The organism is Candidatus Phytoplasma solani (assembly GCF_041729705.1).
GTDB classification, from domain to species: Bacteria; Bacillota_I; Bacilli_A; order Acholeplasmatales; family Acholeplasmataceae; genus Phytoplasma; species Phytoplasma solani.
The window spans coordinates 591,656-610,531 of sequence record NZ_CP103788.1; the positions used below are offsets into that span (position 1 = coordinate 591,656).

The following is an 18,876-nucleotide window of genomic DNA, read 5'->3' on the forward strand; positions in this document are numbered from 1 at the left end:
GAATAAAAGTAGTGCTTTTTTTTACCCCTTTTTACAAAGCAACTAATACCTCATCAAGGCAAAAATTCTTAATTTTCAGAAAGTAAAAACAAAAAATATGAAAATAATTGACAATTTCCCACATTTCTCTTTTAATAATCTACCCCCTTTAACTTTGGCTTTTGGTGATTTTGACGGACTACATTTAGGCCATCAACTAATTTTACAAAAAGTACTTTCTTTTAAAGATACCAAAAGCGCTTTAATTAATTTTATCCCCAATTCTAAAGCTTTTTTTCAAAATCAAAAAGATTTTTATTTAACCTCTTACGACCAAAAAGTAACTTTTTATCGTTTTTTAGGTTTTGATTATCTTTTTTTGTGGCGTTGGTCCAAAAAGTTAACTTTTTTAACCAAAGATAGATTTATTGCGTTATTGAAACAAAATAACGTCAAAAGGGTCATCATCACCAAAGAAGCTCGCTTTGGCTACCAAAAACAAGGTAATTATCAAGATTTAATAAAATATTTTGAAGTTTGTCTAATCGATGATTATGTAAAACCAAAGAAAGGCCAACAAAAAGTATCTAGTACTTATATCAAAAATCTTTTAAGCCAAGGCAAAATTAAAGAAGCTAATTTGTCTTTGGGCAAACCGTATTTAATCCAAGGTAAAGTCATTTTAGGCCAACAAAGAGGCAGACAGTTAGGCTTTCGCACAGCCAATTTAGATTGTAGTAATTACTTTTTGCCTCTATTAGGCGTTTATGCTGTGTTAGTAACTTATAAAAGAAAAAAATATCGTAGTATTGCTAATTTAGGAGTTCGTCCGACTTTTGATAGTGGCAACAAAAAACTTTTAGAAGTCCATCTTTTTGATTTTGAAAAAGATTTATATGGCAAAACAATAACAGTCGAATTTATCGCTTTTTTGCGAGCTGAGAAAAAATTTGCTAATGTTTCTGAGTTAATAGAACAAATCAAAGCAGATATTATCTTAGCAAAAAGCAATGTTTAAAAACAGAAGTACGAAGTAGTATTTTGTTTATAAATATTTTGTAAACAACAAAAAAACTAATTCTAACAAAAGCCATTTTAACTTTGGCTTTTTTTTATAATACTTTTGTTTAATGTTTATCTAACATTTTATTTGCAATTTTTGTCTTTATATGATAAAATAGAACTAAAGTTAGTTTAGGTTTTAGTCCGAACGAACTTTTAGCCAGTATTTTTTTTTAAGTTTGCTTAATTTTTTAAAATTTAAAAATAAAAGAGGTGGTTTTTAAATGTTTAATTTTTACAAAAAACTTAGTACTTCTCAAACTCGTATTTTACTATTTTTATCTTTTGGTCTTTTAGTTGTGATGTGTTTTTTAGTTTTTGGTGCAATGAAACTCACAGAAGAAAAGCCTTTTTCTACCAAAATAGAGAAAAAAACACCACTTGCAAGCATTTCTAATTACTCATCCATTTTTAAAGTGACAGATAAAAGTAAAGAGAAAGAACTTACTACCAAAGATAAAAATAAGTACACAGATAACATGCGTACTCCCTTTCCTGCTGATTTAGTGGGTGATTCAACTTTTGAAAATGACAAACACGCACATGTGGTGCAATCTGTAATCGAAGTTAAACTAGACCCAAAAAAACAAAATGGAACTCCTGCTGACATGAATGATTTTATAAACCGTTACAAAGGCACAACACCTCATTTAGGTATTACTCCTCGGGTTTTGTTAAAAAAAGAAAAAAATGCAACAGATACCAATGTCAATGACCTTGAACTGTCTAATTTACAAGCAACAGTTATGACTAAAGATGGGAACAATCAAAACGAAAAACCCGAAAATATCATGGTGTTAGATTTAAGAACTAACCGCAAAAAGAAATCCAATAAAAACAATGTCATAGAAGATGTTTTTGAAATCAATAATGAAAAAGCTTTTCCTAAAATACCTTTCGATACCAAAGACTCAAAAGCAACAATTACACAAACATTAAACAAGTGGAATGATTATTCGAAAAAAGAAGAAAACAAGGATCCTGTCCTTAACCCCCCTAAAATCATTGATACTTTAAAAATCTTAAACGACAATAATTCGCCTGAAACGCTGCAAGCAGTAGATATTTGGTGCTTAGTTTCTTTGCAACAACTAGTAGCCCTAGACGATGATGTCAAAATTGCTTTATGGAAAAATGCAAAAGATATAAAAGATGAAAGCGACACAAATAATACACAATATCTAGAAGATTTTAATAAAAATTACGAGAATGAAATAACCCTTTCTATTGATTTTTATTTATCAGATGATAAAGGAAACCCACAAACTGGCACTAAAATACTTGACACCGCAAATATTAAATTAGAAAATAAAGACTATCAACGTCCTCCTGTGGAATCTGGTCCAACTGGCGGAAGAAAAATTAAAATTACAAACACAAAACCACAAGTAAGAACAAAAGAAGAAACAATCATACAACAAGCCAGCTAACAAGCACTAAAACCCAAACTTAAACACTAACGCAGATAAAAATAACAACTTTGGAAATGCCATCACCTTTCGCAATCTTCTTAAAAGAATAATTATTCTTTTCGTTAACTAAAAAAGTAGAAACAAAAAGGTTTTGATGGCATTAAAATCCAAAGATGACATGTTAAAACAAGTTATTTCTATTAGAATCAAAACTATTTTAGAAAGAATTAACAATTTTGCTACAAACACAATTGTATCAGGTGAATTTTGGTCATTTCTTTTAATTGGTACTTTCAGCAATCGTCATTATAATTTAATCGATAATGAATTAGAAAAACATTTAGAAATATTAGCGCAAATACAAACTCAATTACCAAAACCAATCGTTTAAACTAAACTAACATCAACAAACACAAGCGCAAAAATCCCAAAACAAAAACACTAACAAAAAAAAGTGCAAAAATTCCAAAAAAACTAACACCAACAAACACTTATTATTTTTAAAATGGCTGGTGATAAATCTAACAGGAGGCCGCTATGATCTTGGATCTTAACTTTTCTAAAAGAAAATATGCTTCCTTCTTGATTTTGTTACTTTTGTTTTTGGCAAGCGTTAGATGCGTGATGGCGGGCTCTTTTGATTATTCTAATATTCGATCTTCTCCACAAAGAAATACCCCAGTTCAAACTATCAAAATTACTAATCTAACCACTAATCAAACAACTACGCACACAATACCATCCAAAAATAATCCTTTCAATCAAGTATTTGAAAAAACAACTAAATTAATCGAGCCGCCTAAATTCATTTATATTGATGTTAGTTTAGATAAAGACAAAATCAACACCAATCACTTTTGCAATTTGTTTAAAATCCAACTTTACAATTCTAATAAGAAACAAACACCATTTCAGCCATCAAATGATAAGCCTTGTTACATTGATTTTAAAGCTCGGTTGTTTGTAGTTCCTAAAGAAACATCAAATGAACCAAAAAATGAACCAATAGAAGTCACTGAATGTTTTGATATTAACTTTAAATTTTTGGATGATAAAGAGAAGGAAAAAACGATAGAAAAAGATTCGGACCAACAAAACCAACAAAAGACGATAAAGATAGACAAAAAAAAAAATACTGAAGTTCATTGGTTTTGGAAATCTCATAAGTTGGAATATTTATTTTCTGAGGATTCATATCGATATTCATTTTCTAGAATTGAATATGAAGGCACTCCTTTATCATTGGAAGTTGTAGTGAACTTGAAAAATGACATATCACTTACTAAGGAGCAAAGTCAAAAATACCAAAGAATAACTAAATTGAATCAAGACGAATTACAATTAACTCTGGATTTTGATTTAACAGACCAAAACCATTATCTTTATAAACCAGAAAAATACTTAAAATCATTTGCCAAAGGTTTGTCTTTGTCCCAACCTTTAGAGCTGTGGGAATCACAAGAATTTTTAAAAAACAAGCCAAAGCCCAACTTTTATTATTTAGAACATTTAAAAAATGACCAAAAAGACTTTTATCAATTTTTTAACTTAGAGGAACTTAATAAGGGGTTTAATAAACAAGAAGATAAACTTCATCTTGAATCATTAGAAAAATCACTCAATTTATCAAAAGAAGAATTAAACGAAAAATTAAAAAACTTATCAAAAGAAATAGTGGTTTGTGGGCAAAAAAAACTTTATCAACCCCTAGACCCACTAACTTATTCTTATTCGCATCAGACTAAAACATACAACATTCCTCCTTTAGCCACAGATAGTGAATCTGAGGGATATATAGAAAGAAAGAAAAAAAATTTTGCTGAAGAACATAATGCTAATTTATCTCCAAACTCTGATCAAAAAAAAAATAAAAATCAGATAACTTTAAAAATTAAAGAAGTTCCAAATCTACAAACCAATGATTTACCTATAAAAAATGTTATAATTACTAATCTTAATCCTAACCCGCAAATACAACAATCTAATTCCATTCTAATTCCAATAAGAACAGGAAACAAAGACAATGTTCAAGATAAACCTAAAGAAAATGAAGACTAACACAAACTACTGGATAACGTTTTATTATAGTTATTTTTAATTTGATACGTTAATGTTTTTTTAAGGCCTACTTTTAAAGGAGGAACCACTTTTGAGAAATAAATCAACTAAAAAAACCACCAAACTAGAAGAAACAAAAACCCCAAAAGAAGAAAAAACTACTAAAAGCACTAAACTAGTCGATAAACCAAAAGAAAAAACAGCAGTCAAAGACGAGCCAGTAACTATTACAGAAACTACTACCGTAACTACTATTACTAAACCGTTTTCACAAATTAATACTGTTCTTGCTGCGTCCCAAAAACCAAAGGAAAACAATAATGTTTTTTTGTTCTTAGTTTTTTTGTTTTTGTTGGTGTTTGGTTCTTTATTGTTGACCCTATATGCCTACATGTCTATTGGAAAACAAATTAAAGAAAACAAACTACAATCAAATGATCAATTAGAGGAACAAATCAAAGATTTAGAAAATTCCGTTAAAGGAATCAAAGATTTAGAAATTCCAGAAGAAGACATTAAAAAAATAATTAAAGAAACAATTAAAGAAAATAAATCAACAGAATCAGTTAATAGTACTGATAAAAATGATGACGATCAAAACAAACAACCCCAAATGAATGACGTACCAACACCTGATAGTCAATCACAACAAGAAAGTAAAGTTCAAGAAGAAAATCTTTTAATCAGCGAACAATTTGGTTTTAAAGAACAATCTTATAAGAATTTTCCTAATTTTAAAGATCTAGTTGGGTTAACACAAGCCAAAGAAAACGTGAAACCTTTTTTAAATTATATTAAATATCCAGAAGTTTATGATAATAGAGGTAAGGTTGGTCTTCCTACTGGTATGATGATGTATGGTACTCCAGGTTGCGGTAAAACAGTGTTTGCAGGTTCTGTGGCACAAGAAGCTAAAATGAATTTAATTGAAGTACAAGCCGCTGATTTTTCTCAAAAATATGTTGGTGATGGGCCTCAAATGGTAAAAGAATTGTTTGCTTTTGCCAGAGAAGTAGCTAAAAGGAGAGGTGGGGTAATTCTTTTTATTGATGAATGTGAAAACGTTTTTTTATCCCCAGAAGGTATAAACAATGGCTCAGATATTAATAACGTTGTCAATCAATTTAAAGTGGAATTAGAACCAAGACAAGACGAAAAAGGACCTCAACCACGTATTTTTGTTATGGGTGCTACTAATAATTTTTCTAAAATAGATGAAGCTATTATGTCGCGTTTTACCTTGAAATTAGAATTAATGCCTGGTAATTTGGAAGAAAGAGAACAACAACTTAAATTCATTGTTGAAAGTAACAAACATCCTATTACCAAAGAAGCCAAACAATATTTATTAAAAACAATTAACAAGGCGCTAGACAATTTACCTCCACCAAGAGGGGAAAATAACAATACTAAACATTACAAAAAAGCTTATCGTGTGTTATCAAAACTAGTAGAAACAGCTAATAATATATCTATTGGAAGAAACATTAATGCTTTAAATGATTTAGAAGAGAGAAAAAAACGAGGCGACAATTCAGTTACAGAACTAAAATGCAACCTTCCGAATCATGAAACAGATTATCAAAACAATGAAAAATTTAAATCGCACAACAAGGGACAAATATCATTATCAAAAGATGACTTAGTAAAAACATTAGAAAATTGTTGTGCGTGCGAGGCAATTGATATCGTTGATTTAATGCAAGCTTATCGTGATATTATAGATCCTAGTCTTGAAACTCTAAAATCAGTTGATCCAAATTGGGACACTAATTTTTCTGCTTTGAAGCAAAGAAAAAAAGACTAATTGCCTCATTAGAGTTAATACTTTATAATTCAATTAATAGCATAAATTATTTCCAAATAAATTTACTCATTAAAAAACTAAGAAGAATGGAAAATAAACAAGTAATGGTACCAGTAAAAATTTTTTAACCCCCTTATTTTAAAAAAGATGCCCTGTTCCAAAAGTTTAGACACTTTTTTTGAATGAAAACAATATTTCTTTAGTTTGAAAAGATATGAAATTATCAATTAATTTTTTAGTCTTAAAGAGTAATTTTAAAATTAAAAGTTGTATGAAAAAACGGAACAGCTCAATTTCAAAACCTTTAGAACGTGTTTGGTTTATGATAGCAAAAACCAAAAAAACAACCGATCTATTAGAAATACTTCAATTAGATTAAAAAGTCAAACCAATAGGTGTTTTTTCAAAAAAGAAACCACCGAAAAAAAGGAAGTATTGCTTAAACGAGTTAAAAAAGTTTTAGATGCATTATCGAAAAAAGAAAAACAACAATTTTACACAAATGCCGTGAATAAAGCTAAAAAAAGTTTTAAACATTTACAAAATAAAGTAAAATCGAATAATTTTTTTTAATTGTTTAAAAACCCTGCCTTCCTACAGTAAACCATTGTTAATGTCTTTGGTAGTCAGTGTTGATGCAATTATTTTAGGCTTTCTATTAGCTTTATTATTAGTAAAAATTAAATATATTGATCCGAATGTCTTTATTCAAAATAAATTTTTGCGTTTCACTAAAAAAACATTTGCTTATTTAATTGATGGTTATTTTAGTTTTTTCCAAGCAGTGCCAGTCTTAATTCAAAGTCTATTGTTTTATTTTTCTATCTCCATTATTGCCAAAAGTCAATTTAAAAGTGATTTTTTTATTATTACCGAAGGTATTTTTGCAGTTGCTTTAATAGTCATTATGTTAAACACCGGTGCTAATTTAGCTATCATTATGTTAAATAACATTAAATTCTTAGATCAAGGGCAAATCCAAGCCGCTCACGCTTTAGGGATGACCCAACAACAAGTTTTTAAATACATTATTTTTCCCCAAAGTATCAAAAGAACTTATCCTTCCATTTATCATCAATTTATTATCAACATCAAAGAAACTGCTTTATTTTCGAGTATTGGATTAGTTGGATTAGTTTGGCAAGCACAAAGACATATCGCCACTAATGGAGATACAATCACCCCTTATTTAACAATTAGCATTATTTATTTATTGTTAGTATTTGTCGCTAATACGATTAATAAATTGATAACCAAATATGGAAAAAAATATGCCATTAGTTATTTTGCCTATAAACTATTGGATGTCAAAAAAATAAACACTATAAACAAAAAAAGCCATTTTCGTAATGAGAATGACTTTTTTTAATGCATAATTATTTGTTTTTGCATAAATCATATAAAAATTGTACCAAAGGAGCTAATGGGACTACACATAATAAGATAATTAAAAACCAACCAAAAATATGCGACATTTTAATATTTAGTTGCAGTTTCTTTGGGTTAGGTGTAGTTTGTTGACTTTTCGTTTTTTTTAGGTTTTTTTTATTTTTTTTCGGTTCCATAAATTATTTTCCTTCTATTTTTTTTTAATCATGCTTAAAGCTTACTTTTATTTTAACCCAAAAGCAATCTTTTTTCAACCACTTTATTCTCACAAAAGTAAAAATAGCTGAAATAAAAAATTAATAATTGGGGCAATTTATATCAAACACACACAAATTCTAAGATTAGTTGATATAATATATATATATGATCTAAGGAGAAAAAAATGTCTCAATTACAAAACTATATTCAAAAAAAAATAGCCCAACTACAATTTAAATCCTTAACACCAATTCAAAAAGAAGTTTTTGCCTCTTTTGAAAAAGCTGGCAATTTAGTTGGTATCGCCCCTACTGGCACTGGTAAAACACACGCTTATCTTTTGCCTTTGTTAAGTCAAATTGATTTTAATAAAAACGTATTACAAGCCATTATTTTAGTTCCTACCAATGATTTAGTTTTTCAAGTTTTAGAAATGTTAAAACAAGTCGAAAAAAGCCCCTTTACCAAAATTTTTTATGGCGGGATGAATAAACAAAAAACTTTAGAACAACTAACAAATAAACAACCTGCTTTAATTATTTCAACCCCAGACAAAATTTTACAATACGCTTTCAAACTGAAAAAAATCAATTTAAAATACGTCTCTTATTTAGTCTTAGATGAAGCCGATATGATGTTCGATCAAGCTTTTTTAACCACCCTAGATCCTTTGGTAAATCATCTTAAAGCAAAAATTTTATTATTTTCAGCAACCATTACTACCCAAATGAAACCTTTTATTAATCGTTATTTTGGAAAAGCCAACTTTATTGACGTTTGTAACCAAAGTAGTTCTAAATGCGTTTTTTTTATGTTAGAAACTAAAACTAGTCGCCTGCAAACATTAATTAGCCTCACAAAAGTATTAAATCCTTATTTAGCTTTGATTTTTATCAATGATAAAAAAGAACAAGAATTAGTCTTTCATGCCTTAAACGATCATAAATTGAAGATATTGAATTATAATTCTAATTTGAACACAAAACAAAGAAAACAAGAATTAAAAGCGATCCATAAATTAAAATATCAATACGTTATTGCAAGCGATTTAGCCTCTCGAGGAATTGATTTTGATGCTTCTTGTGTGATCCATTATAATTTACCGACCCAATTAGAATTTTTCTTTCATCGCAGCGGAAGAACTGCCCGTATGGGTAAAAAAGGCGAAGTAATTGTGTTATATGACCCTCAAGATAACAAACAAAAAGAAAAAATTAATAAATTAATTAATATGGGAGTCGTTTTTCACAGTATTGCGTTAGGAAAAGACAGTTTACTTAGAGACAATCAACAAAAAACTATTTCCCAAATCAATTTCAAAGATCGCCCAACAACCCAAAAAAAATATAATAACAAACAAATAAAAAATTCATCTCTTCTTCAATCCAAAAATTGCAAAACTACTAAACCTAAAGTAACGCCTAATTACAAGCAAAAACAACTAAAAAATAACCTTTTTTATCCCAAAAAAAGATTGCAATCTGTTACGTTTTCAGTCAAAAAACAAACTAAATCATCACACAAACTACTACCAAAAAAAATCCAACTTACAAGACCGAAAAAAAACAATAAGAAAAGCCACTAAAATTAAAAATATGTATCAAAACATACCAAAGGAGTATTGCAAATGTTGCTTTTAGGAAGTCATGTTCCTATGAAAAAACCAGATAATTACGCAGGGGCTGTCAAAACAGCTTTATCTTACGGAGCTAATAGTTTAATGATTTATAGTGGGGCCCCACAAAATACTATTAGAACCCAACTTGACGAATTACAAATTAATCAAGCTTTAAAAATGTCTTTGGACAATGATTTATCTTGTAATAATTTCGTTGGTCATGCCCCTTATATTGTTAATCTTGCTAACAGCAATCCACAAAAAAGAGCTTTTGCAGTTGAATTTTTAACAGCAGAATTAAGGCGTTTTGCTGCTATGAAGATTAATAAAATGGTTTTGCATTCGGGCAATTTTTTAAAAAGTGACCTTACTCAAGCAATTACTTGGGTCGCTCAAGGGTTAGATTTGATTTTAGAAAATACAAGCGATTTAAACATCAAAATTGCTTTAGAAACAATGGCAGGTAAAGGAACTGAAATCGGGAAAACCTTAGAAGAACTTAGACAAATCCGCAATTTAGTTAAAAATCGTACAAGAATTTCTTTTTGTCTTGATACTTGTCATCTTTTTGATGCTGGATATGATTTAAAAAATAATTTAATGTCTTTTTGGGAAGATGTTGAAAGCATTTTAGGGATTGAAAATATTTCTGCAATTCACATCAACGATTCTAAAAACACTTGCAAGAGTCACAAAGATCGCCATGAAAATATTGGTTTTGGTCAAATTGGCTTTAAGGTTTTGAGTCAAATTATCTATCATCCTGCTTTTTTGCAGATACCAAAAATTTTAGAAACCCCTTATATTAACGGCCAAGCTCCTTATTTAGAAGAAATTAAAATGATTAAAAGTAAAAGGTTTAATCCTGAACTAAAAAATTTGTTTTATTAAAATGAACTTCAAAAAAAATTAAATATTATTGAAAAAAGAATAACTTTATAGTTGGTCTTTTTTTTGCACTGTTATAAAAAATATAAATAAATTCAAGGCGCCAAAAAAGCCTCAATAGCATACTAATAAAGTCAGTTATTCGAAAGAATAACAAATTACAGCAACTCATAAAAGCTATTAAACAAAGTAGTGAATGAAAAAAGGTACCGGTACGCTTTAAAAAAATCGGTGAAGCAATTGATCTATCCATATAAAGGAACTTATGACAACTCCAAAAAAACTATTAGACAATCATAATGAAAAAAAGACTATCATTTTAAGATAGTTTTTTTTATATGAATTTTCAAATTAACAAAAAGATATTTTAAAAATGATTTTTCAAAAACCTAAAAAATAATAATTTTAAAAATAAAAAATATCATAAAAAACAAGTAAAAACCTTATTAAATGGAGTTTTGGTAAGCGTTAAACTTGTTTTTTTGGTCTATAATTGATATAGTATTTTTTATATTTTAATTTTATATTTAAAAATCACTATATTTGAAAGTCAAAAAAAGAAAGTAACCAATAAACAGACAGAAAGATAAAAAAGCAGACATTGTTAGTTCATTTAAAAAAATACTAAAAATCAATACTAATCTAAAATAACTAGTTAAAATGAAATAAAAAAACATTTTTCAAGCATAAAACTTGTTTTTTTTGTGATGTATAATGGAAATAATAATGAGATTGTTTTTTCATTATTGGTAAACTGGGAAAGGTAGGCAAAGATTAGCAACATCTAAAAAAAGTGATTACATTTTTTGTTTTTTTTAATTTTTAAAAATATAAATTGCAAGGGAGAAATTATTTTTTTATGCCTAATTTTAAAAACAAAAAGCGACAACTTTTATTTTTGACAAGTTGCCTTTTACCTCTTTTTTTATTCTTTTTTAATATGTTCTTTTTTAATATAGTGCATGCGCTTAAACATTATTATAAGCCAGAATATAAAAAAGCATTAAGCACTTTCACACACGATGATAAAAATAAAGCAATTACTGTTACACAAGCAGAATCTACAAATCCAACCCAAGCGACTGTAAATAAGTTATTACAAACAGATGGTTCATTGAATGTAGGTACTGATGTAACAATTACATTTAACGCTAACGAAAGAAAAGCAACCCTTGCTTCGGCTCCAGATTCTACTAAAGTACAAGGTAGTGTTGTATTTACTAATGTAACAGTAGAAAAACAAGATTTAAGCACTTTCACAAAACCTACAACTGAAACAATTACTGTTACACAAGCAGAATCTACAAATCCAACCCAAGCGACTGTAAATAAGTTCTTACAAACACCTGACACATTGACTGTAGGTACTGATGTAACAATTACATTTAATGCTAACGAAAGAAAAGCAACCCTTGCTGTTGTTGCAAATTCTACTAGAGCACAAGGTGATAATGTTGTATTTACTAATGTAACAGTAGAAAAACCACAATTAAACACTTTCACACACGATGATAAAAATAAAGCAATTACTGTTACACAAGCAGAATCTACAAATCCAACCCAAGCGACTGTAAATAAGTTCTTACAAACACCTGACACATTGACTATAAATACTGATGTAACAATTACATTTAATGCTAACGAAAGAAAAGCAACCCTTGCTGTTGTTGCAAATTCTACTAGAGCACAAGGTGATAATGTTGTATTTACTAATGTAACAGTAGAAAAACCACAATTAAACACTTTCACACACGATGATAAAAATAAAGCAATTACTGTTACACAAGCAGAATCTACAAATCCAACCCAAGCGACTGTAAATAAGTTCTTACAAACACCTGACACATTGACTATAAATACTGATGTAACAATTACATTTAATGCTAACGAAAGAAAAGCAACCCTTGCTGTTGTTGCAAATTCTACTAAAGCACAAGGTAGTGTTGTATTTACTAATGTAACAGTAGAAAAACAAGATTTAAGCACTTTCACAAAACCTACAACTGAAACAATTACTGTTACACAAGCAGAAGTTACAAGTAAAGACCAAAATGCTTTAAATAAATTCTTAAAACAAGCTGGTTCATTAACTGTAAATACTGATGCAACAATTGAATTTGATACTACCAACAAAAAAGCAACTATTACTGCGACTCCAAATTCTACTCAAGCAAAAGGTAGTGTTGTATTTACTAATGTAAAAGTAGAAAAACAAGATTTAAGCACTTTCACAAAAACTCCAACAGATCAAGCAATTACTGTTACACAAGCAGAATCTACAAATCCAACCCAAGCGACTGTAAATAAGTTCTTACAAACACCTGACACATTGACTATAAATACTGATGTAACAATTACATTTAATGCTAACGAAAGAAAAGCAACCCTTGCTGTTGTTGCAAATTCTACTAGAGCACAAGGTGATAATGTTGTATTTACTAATGTAACAGTAGAAAAACAAGATTTAAGCACTTTCACAAAAACTCCAACAGATCAAGCAATTACTGTTACACAAGCAGAATCTACAAATCCAACCCAAGCGACTGTAAATAAGTTCTTACAAACACCTGACACATTGACTATAAATACTGATGTAACAATTACATTTAATGCTAACGAAAGAAAAGCAACCCTTGCTGTTGTTGCAAATTCTACTAGAGCACAAGGTGATAATGTTGTATTTACTAATGTAACAGTAGAAAAACAAGATTTAAGCACTTTCACAAAACCTACAACTGAAACAATTACTGTTACACAAGCAGAAGTTACAAGTAAAGACCAAAATGCTTTAAATAAATTCTTAAAACAAGCTGGTTCATTAACTGTAAATACTGATGCAACAATTGAATTTGATACTACCAACAAAAAAGCAACTATTACTGCGACTCCAAATTCTACTCAAGCAAAAGGTAGTGTTGTATTTACTAATGTAACAGTAGAAAAACAAGATTTAAGCACTTTCACAAAACCTACAACTGAAACAATTACTGTTACACAAGCAGAATCTACAAATCCAACCCAAGCGACTGTAAATAAGTTATTACAAACAGATGGTTCATTGAATGTAGGTACTGATGTAACAATTACATTTAACGCTAACGAAAGAAAAGCCACCCTTGCTGTTGTTGCAAATTCTACTAAAGTACAAGGTAGTGTTGTATTTACTAATGTAACAGTAGAAAAACAAGATTTAAGCACTTTCACAAAACCTACAACTGAAACAATTACTGTTACACAAGCAGAAGTTACAAGTAAAGACCAAAATGCTTTAAATAAATTCTTAAAACAAGCTGGTTCATTAACTGTAAATACTGATGCAACAATTGAATTTGATACTACCAACAAAAAAGCAACTATTACTGCGACTCCAAATTCTACTCAAGCAAAAGGTAATGTTGTATTTACTAATGTAACAGTAGAAAACCCAACCCAAAACCCAGTATCAGTTCAAACACCACCTACAAACAATCAAAACACAGAAGAAAGTAGTAACAACAATAAAACAATATTGATTTGTTTAACTATCTTTTTAACTATTACTTTAACTGTATTAATTGGATTATTCATTCATAATTCCAAAAAACAAAAATAAAAGAGACTTTTAAAGTCTCTTTTTTTTAATAATTAATTGTTTTTGCATTCTAAAAAAAATTTAAAATCAAAAATTAGAAAAAAACTAAAAGAACTTGACAAACTTCAACAGTATTAAACACAAAATTAACAACAACACAATTAAAAAACTCTAGCACCACATAAAATGCCTCCTTCTAACTAACCAACCTCCCAATCATCTTCTACATTATAAATTATTTTAATATCATTAGTTTCTTTGATTTTGTTTATAACAGCAGCTATTATTGTTTCTAATTAAAACCAAAAAAACAAATCACGTCCCAAAATAATACCACCAAAAAGAAAAAATAACCTTAAAAATTAACTTTATTCATGATAAAACTTATTTTTTTGCTTTTGTTTGTATATAATAACAATTAATAGTTAAGTTTAAATCATAGTTTCATTTTTAAAAAAAACAAAGACTAGGATAATTAATTTTTTTATACGCAGAAAGTTAAATTATAAAAAGAAAGCAGACACCATTATTTTATGCTATTGTCTTTTTAACTTTTAATCTTATCGCTTATCTTCATTAATTATTTATTGTGGCCAAAAAATACAACACAAACTTCTGCTAATCCCAAAACTAATCTTGTAATAGCTATAATTGATAGTTGCCCTCCTCATAACAAAAAAACAAACAAATTTTTACACCCAACAACACCACCAACCTACTAACTACACACTCACACACGTCACAGCCCTCAGCCAATCAACTAAAAAAAACAAAAAAACCAAGAACAAACCAAAAATACCTACAAACATAAATCAACTGATACAATCACACCCTGAACCAGCAAAAACACCACATACTACAATCTACTTCCGTCTGCAAGAAGCAAACAAGTTTCTAAACACTAAATTTTCTATAATTCGCTTCCTTTCAAAAACTAATTTCGGATTGTTCCTAACTAGCTATTTATACTAATCTGTTCTTTATTGATTCCTTTGTTTAGTCTTATTATATGTCATGTATTTGTTAATTTGTTGTTTTCCTGTGGCATGTTTTACTACTTTTTTTGCACCAAAATCAATTAACCAAACTATTTTTTGAAAACCCCCTTATCCCTTACGACAAAAAGAGTTAATTTTTTTATGTCATTAATAACTTGTTTTTTTTCTTTACTTTTGATATAATTTTAATTAGAGTTATTAATAACAATTAATAATGAAATTATTATTCAAAAGAAAGGATTTTAAATTCATACATGGCTAATATTAAACAACAAAAAAAACGCATTAAAACTGATGAAAAACGTCGTCTTAGAAACATTTCTTTTAAATCATCAGTGAAAACAACCGTCAAACGAGTTAAAATTGCAGTCACTAACGCTGACAAAACGCAAGCATTAAATTTTTTAAACTTAGCTTACAAAAAACTAGACAAAGGCGCTTCCAAAAAAATCTATCATCTTAATTTTGTTGCTAGAAATAAATCTGTTTTACAAAAACTAGTTAATTCCATCAAATAAATTAGAAGGAGAAAAAAATGGCAAATAAAAATAATAAACCTAACAAACCTAATAAAAATAATACAAGTAAAAAAGTTGTTAAATCCACTAAAGTTGTTAAAACAACTACTAAAAGCAATAAAGCTCTTTTCATTTGTTTAACTATTTTCGTTGTTGTAGCTGTCGCTTGCGCTTTAATATGGCGTTTCCGAGACGCTATATACAAAATATTCCAAAAATAACCTTAAACCAAATTTTGATTTTTTTTCACTTAACAAATTCATTTATAACAAAAAGTAATTATTTCCAAACATTAGTCAATTAAATTGTTTATTTGTTTATTTTTAATATTATATCATTATAAATCTAATAAAAGGGAAAGAGATTAAATGATAAAAACATTAGTTATTAATTTTTTTTATTTGCTTTTAGGACTTGTTGTAGGAGTTGTTTTAGGTTGTTTGTTTTATTTTCAAGGCCTTGTCCATGAACCAAAATACCAAAAAAGAAACGAAACAAATCACAACGAAAAACAAGAAGAAAGCAAAAAAAAACAATCAGATAATAATGAAGAAGCTGATAAAACTAAAGAAGAAAATGATCTTAAGGATAAATTTTTGCATTTTTGGTTTGAATTTGTAAATGACAACATTTTAAAAAAAGTTGTGAATCAAAAAATGAGTCAAGAAATAAAAGACACTTTTAATTCGATTTGGAATAATAATAATAAATAACAACTCTTTCTTTTTATTTACCTTTCAATCTCAGTTTTTCATCAATTTAAGGAGTGCTACGTGTTAGATTTGAATTTTGTAGTTAATCATTTATCATCAGTTATAGTCAAATTGCAAACAAGAAATTATGATGTAACTCAATTACAAAAACTCCCCTTTTTATCATCTCAAAGAAAAGCTTTACTTTTGGAAATCCAGCAATTAAGAAGTCATAAAAATCAAGTTGCTAAAAAAATAGCCCACCAAACAAAGATTTCAAAAAATCTTCCTTTAACTTCTCAAAAAACTTTTGCACGTTCTGAATTACAACAATTAGAAACAAAATTAAAAACCATAGAACAAGCAATTTTTGAGATTTTAAGCAATACTCCTAATTTACCTCATAACACCTTACCAATTGGAAAAGACGAAACCGACAATCAAGAATTATATCGCAAAGGCGTTATTCCAAAATTTAATTTTCTAGCGCAAGATCACGTTACTTTAGGAGAAAAACTAGATATTTTAGATTTTCAAAGAGCTGCCAAAATTACAGGTAGTCGTTTTGTTGTTTGTAAAGGTCTAGGGGCACGTTTAGAACGAGCTTTGATTCAGTTTATGATGGATTTACACAGTCAAAAAGGTTATCAAGAAATCATCCCCCCTTATATAATCAACGAAAAATCTATGTTTGCAACCGGACAATTGCCTAAATTTGCTGACGAAGTTTTTCAAATAGCTCATCATAAAAATAATTGGTATCTTAATCCAACAGCTGAAGTGCCAACTATTAATTTACATCGTGATGAAGTTTTAAAAAGTCAAACATTGCCGCTTAAATACGTGGCTTATACCACCGCTTTTCGTCAAGAAGCTGGTTCAGCTGGCGCTTATTCGCGTGGTATTTTTCGTCAACATCAATTTAACAAAGTTGAATTGATTCAGTTTTGCAATCCAAAAGATTCTTATTTTTTTTTAGATCAAATGTTACATGATGCACAAGCGGTTTTAGATCTTTTAAAACTCCCTTATCGTGTTGTGGTGTTATCAACTGGTGATTTAGGTTTTAGCATGGCTAAGACTTACGATTTAGAAGTTTTTTTGCCTAGTTCTAATAGTTATCGTGAAATTGGTTCAATCAGTAATTCGGAAAATTTTCAAGCTCGTCGAGCCAACATTAAATTTTTAAATCCCGAGAACAAGAAAAAAGAATATTTACATATCTTAAATGGTTCTGGGCTTGCTATTGGTCGCACCATGATTGCTATTTTGGAAAATTATCAAAATCAAGATGGCACTATTCGCGTTCCTGAAGTTTTAATTCCTTATTTAGGAACTGACATTATTAAATAATAAATGTTGATTTTTTCCATATCAAGTCGAATCTTTTATTAAAAAAATATTTGATTCGGCTTTTTATTGTTGCAATCTTTTGATCAAAAGTATTCTAAATGATTTTTTCAAGATGATAAATTTTGATTTAACAAAATAATTTTAGATCCAAAAATATCAAACTACTGTCGCATGTTCTTTTGTCTTTTGTTTTGATTCAAAATTGTTCCTAAAGCGAAATTAATATAAAACAAATAACTCACAGAACCAAAACACATATCTTTTTTTTGCAAAAATCTTAAACTAAATTAACTTTCAAAAATTTGCTTTTTTTTATTAAAATTAAATTGAAATGAGGTATGAATCATTTTATGACAAACCTTGCCAATTCACAAGACATTTCTTATCAAGTGATTTTGTATTATCAATATACCCCTATAGATGATTACGAAACTTTTCGTAAACAACAGTTTAATTATTGTCGGTCTTTAGGGCTTTTAGGGCGCATTATTGTATCTCCGGAAGGAATTAATGGTACTTTATCAGGCACAACCGACAACCTGCAAACCTATATGCAAAATTTAAAAAATGATCCTCGTTTTAATGACATCGTTTTTAAAATTGATGCCGCTAAAAAACATCTTTTCCCTCGTCTTTCTGTTAAAGTAAAAAAGGAAATAGTCAATCTTAATTTAAATTTTCCCCTTGATTTACAAAAAGATAAAGGAACTTATTTAAAGCCAGAAGAATTTAAAAAAATGATGCAAGACGAAAATACCCTTGTTTTGGATGCTCGCAACGATTATGAATATAATTTAGGGCATTTTCGTAATGCTTACAACCCCAACATTAAGCACTTCCGCGATTTACCTGAATGGGTGGAAAAAAACGCTGAATTATTAAAAAACAAAAAGATTTTAACTTACTGTACTGGTGGTGTTCGTTGTGAAAAATTTTCTTCTTTGCTTAAAAAAAAAGGTTTTGAAGATGTTTATCAATTAGAAGGCGGTGTTATTTCTTACGGACAAAACCCTCAAACTCAAGGAGCTTTGTGGGATGGTCAAATGTATGTTTTTGATCAAAGAATTGCTGTTCTTGTTAATCAAACCGAACATATTATTGTCGGCAAAGATCATTTCGACCAAACACCTTGTGAACGATATATTAATTGCTCCAACCCTCAATGCAACAAACAAATTTTATGTCATGAATATAATGAACACAAATATTTAGGGGCATGTTGCCAAAATTGTCGTCTTAATCTTCGCAATCGATATCTTTTAAAACAAAAGAAACAACAATTAGAACAAAATAAAAAATAATTTCTTAATAGTTATGTTATAATATAATTTGA

General features: G+C 28.8%; 16 protein-coding genes. 15 read left to right on the plus strand and 1 reads right to left on the minus strand.

Going from position 1 to position 18,876, the window contains the following annotated elements; all coding sequences use genetic code 11:
* Positions 1 to 97: 97 nt before the first annotated feature.
* From ribF to psc1_RS02910, 7 genes are all read left to right on the plus strand, one after another.
* Positions 98 to 997, plus strand: coding sequence for a riboflavin biosynthesis protein RibF (gene ribF, locus psc1_RS02880; RefSeq protein ID WP_023161497.1), 900 nt, complete (start codon positions 98 to 100; stop codon positions 995 to 997).
* Positions 998 to 1,265: 268 nt separating this feature from the next.
* Positions 1,266 to 2,471 carry a hypothetical protein gene (locus tag psc1_RS02885; protein WP_373375558.1) on the plus strand — a complete coding sequence of 402 codons (1,206 nt, stop codon included), beginning with the start codon at positions 1,266 to 1,268 and terminating at the stop codon, positions 2,469 to 2,471.
* Between the two features lie 136 nt (positions 2,472 to 2,607).
* Complete coding sequence (locus tag psc1_RS02890; protein WP_023161499.1) at positions 2,608 to 2,844, plus strand: hypothetical protein; 237 nt, start codon at positions 2,608 to 2,610, stop codon at positions 2,842 to 2,844.
* Between the two features lie 233 nt (positions 2,845 to 3,077).
* A complete protein-coding gene (locus psc1_RS02895; RefSeq protein ID WP_373375559.1) occupies positions 3,078 to 4,511 on the plus strand; it encodes a hypothetical protein in 1,434 nt (477 codons plus the stop codon).
* 91 nt (positions 4,512 to 4,602) lie between these two features.
* Positions 4,603 to 6,318: an AAA family ATPase gene (locus tag psc1_RS02900; RefSeq protein WP_373375560.1), complete on the plus strand. Its 1,716-nt coding sequence runs from the start codon at positions 4,603 to 4,605 to the stop codon at positions 6,316 to 6,318.
* Between the two features lie 315 nt (positions 6,319 to 6,633).
* Positions 6,634 to 6,891, plus strand: a complete 258-nt coding sequence (locus psc1_RS02905) for a hypothetical protein (RefSeq protein ID WP_373375561.1) — start codon at positions 6,634 to 6,636, stop codon at positions 6,889 to 6,891.
* Between the two features lie 40 nt (positions 6,892 to 6,931).
* Positions 6,932 to 7,687: an ABC transporter permease subunit gene (locus tag psc1_RS02910; protein ID WP_373375562.1), complete on the plus strand. Its 756-nt coding sequence runs from the start codon at positions 6,932 to 6,934 to the stop codon at positions 7,685 to 7,687.
* A gap of 7 nt (positions 7,688 to 7,694) precedes the next feature.
* On the opposite strand, the gene psc1_RS02915 is transcribed toward psc1_RS02910, so the two are convergent.
* On the minus strand, positions 7,695 to 7,883 hold the full coding sequence (locus psc1_RS02915) for a hypothetical protein (protein WP_122225546.1): 189 nt from the start codon (positions 7,881 to 7,883) through the stop codon (positions 7,695 to 7,697).
* Between the two features lie 206 nt (positions 7,884 to 8,089).
* Here psc1_RS02915 and psc1_RS02920 point away from each other — a divergent pair, with 206 nt between their 5' ends.
* The 8 genes from psc1_RS02920 (at position 8,090) to psc1_RS02955 (ending at position 18,844) form a co-directional block, all read left to right on the plus strand.
* A complete protein-coding gene (locus psc1_RS02920; RefSeq protein ID WP_373375563.1) occupies positions 8,090 to 9,490 on the plus strand; it encodes a DEAD/DEAH box helicase in 1,401 nt (466 codons plus the stop codon).
* 42 nt (positions 9,491 to 9,532) lie between these two features.
* Positions 9,533 to 10,414, plus strand: coding sequence for a deoxyribonuclease IV (locus psc1_RS02925; protein ID WP_023161531.1), 882 nt, complete (start codon positions 9,533 to 9,535; stop codon positions 10,412 to 10,414).
* 937 nt (positions 10,415 to 11,351) lie between these two features.
* The gene (locus tag psc1_RS02930; RefSeq protein ID WP_373375564.1) at positions 11,352 to 14,003 is read left to right on the plus strand and encodes a hypothetical protein; all 2,652 of its coding nucleotides are present in this window, start codon (positions 11,352 to 11,354) and stop codon (positions 14,001 to 14,003) included.
* Positions 14,004 to 15,234: 1,231 nt separating this feature from the next.
* Positions 15,235 to 15,498 (plus strand): 30S ribosomal protein S20, encoded by a 264-nt coding sequence (gene rpsT, locus psc1_RS02935; RefSeq protein WP_023161250.1) that lies wholly within the window; start codon positions 15,235 to 15,237, stop codon positions 15,496 to 15,498.
* Positions 15,499 to 15,515: 17 nt separating this feature from the next.
* Positions 15,516 to 15,719: a hypothetical protein gene (locus psc1_RS02940; protein WP_373375565.1), complete on the plus strand. Its 204-nt coding sequence runs from the start codon at positions 15,516 to 15,518 to the stop codon at positions 15,717 to 15,719.
* Between the two features lie 147 nt (positions 15,720 to 15,866).
* Complete coding sequence (locus tag psc1_RS02945) at positions 15,867 to 16,211, plus strand: hypothetical protein (RefSeq protein WP_122225434.1); 345 nt, start codon at positions 15,867 to 15,869, stop codon at positions 16,209 to 16,211.
* A gap of 60 nt (positions 16,212 to 16,271) precedes the next feature.
* Positions 16,272 to 17,543 (plus strand): serine--tRNA ligase, encoded by a 1,272-nt coding sequence (gene serS, locus psc1_RS02950; RefSeq protein ID WP_023161252.1) that lies wholly within the window; start codon positions 16,272 to 16,274, stop codon positions 17,541 to 17,543.
* A 350-nt stretch (positions 17,544 to 17,893) separates the two neighbouring features.
* On the plus strand, positions 17,894 to 18,844 hold the full coding sequence (locus psc1_RS02955) for a rhodanese-related sulfurtransferase (protein ID WP_122225432.1): 951 nt from the start codon (positions 17,894 to 17,896) through the stop codon (positions 18,842 to 18,844).
* Positions 18,845 to 18,876 lie beyond the last annotated feature (32 nt).

Coding starts and splice junctions, on each gene's coding strand:
- ribF (WP_023161497.1), top strand. CDS start 98: ATGAAAATAATTGACAATTTCCCACATTTCTCTTTTAATAATCTACCC.
- psc1_RS02885 (WP_373375558.1), top strand. CDS start 1,266: ATGTTTAATTTTTACAAAAAACTTAGTACTTCTCAAACTCGTATTTTA.
- psc1_RS02890 (WP_023161499.1), top strand. CDS start 2,608: ATGGCATTAAAATCCAAAGATGACATGTTAAAACAAGTTATTTCTATT.
- psc1_RS02895 (WP_373375559.1), top strand. CDS start 3,078: ATGGCGGGCTCTTTTGATTATTCTAATATTCGATCTTCTCCACAAAGA.
- psc1_RS02910 (WP_373375562.1), top strand. CDS start 6,932: ATGTCTTTGGTAGTCAGTGTTGATGCAATTATTTTAGGCTTTCTATTA.
- psc1_RS02915 (WP_122225546.1), bottom strand. CDS start 7,883: ATGGAACCGAAAAAAAATAAAAAAAACCTAAAAAAAACGAAAAGTCAA.
- psc1_RS02920 (WP_373375563.1), top strand. CDS start 8,090: ATGTCTCAATTACAAAACTATATTCAAAAAAAAATAGCCCAACTACAA.
- psc1_RS02925 (WP_023161531.1), top strand. CDS start 9,533: ATGTTGCTTTTAGGAAGTCATGTTCCTATGAAAAAACCAGATAATTAC.
- psc1_RS02930 (WP_373375564.1), top strand. CDS start 11,352: ATGTTCTTTTTTAATATAGTGCATGCGCTTAAACATTATTATAAGCCA.
- rpsT (WP_023161250.1), top strand. CDS start 15,235: ATGGCTAATATTAAACAACAAAAAAAACGCATTAAAACTGATGAAAAA.
- psc1_RS02940 (WP_373375565.1), top strand. CDS start 15,516: ATGGCAAATAAAAATAATAAACCTAACAAACCTAATAAAAATAATACA.
- psc1_RS02945 (WP_122225434.1), top strand. CDS start 15,867: ATGATAAAAACATTAGTTATTAATTTTTTTTATTTGCTTTTAGGACTT.
- psc1_RS02955 (WP_122225432.1), top strand. CDS start 17,894: ATGACAAACCTTGCCAATTCACAAGACATTTCTTATCAAGTGATTTTG.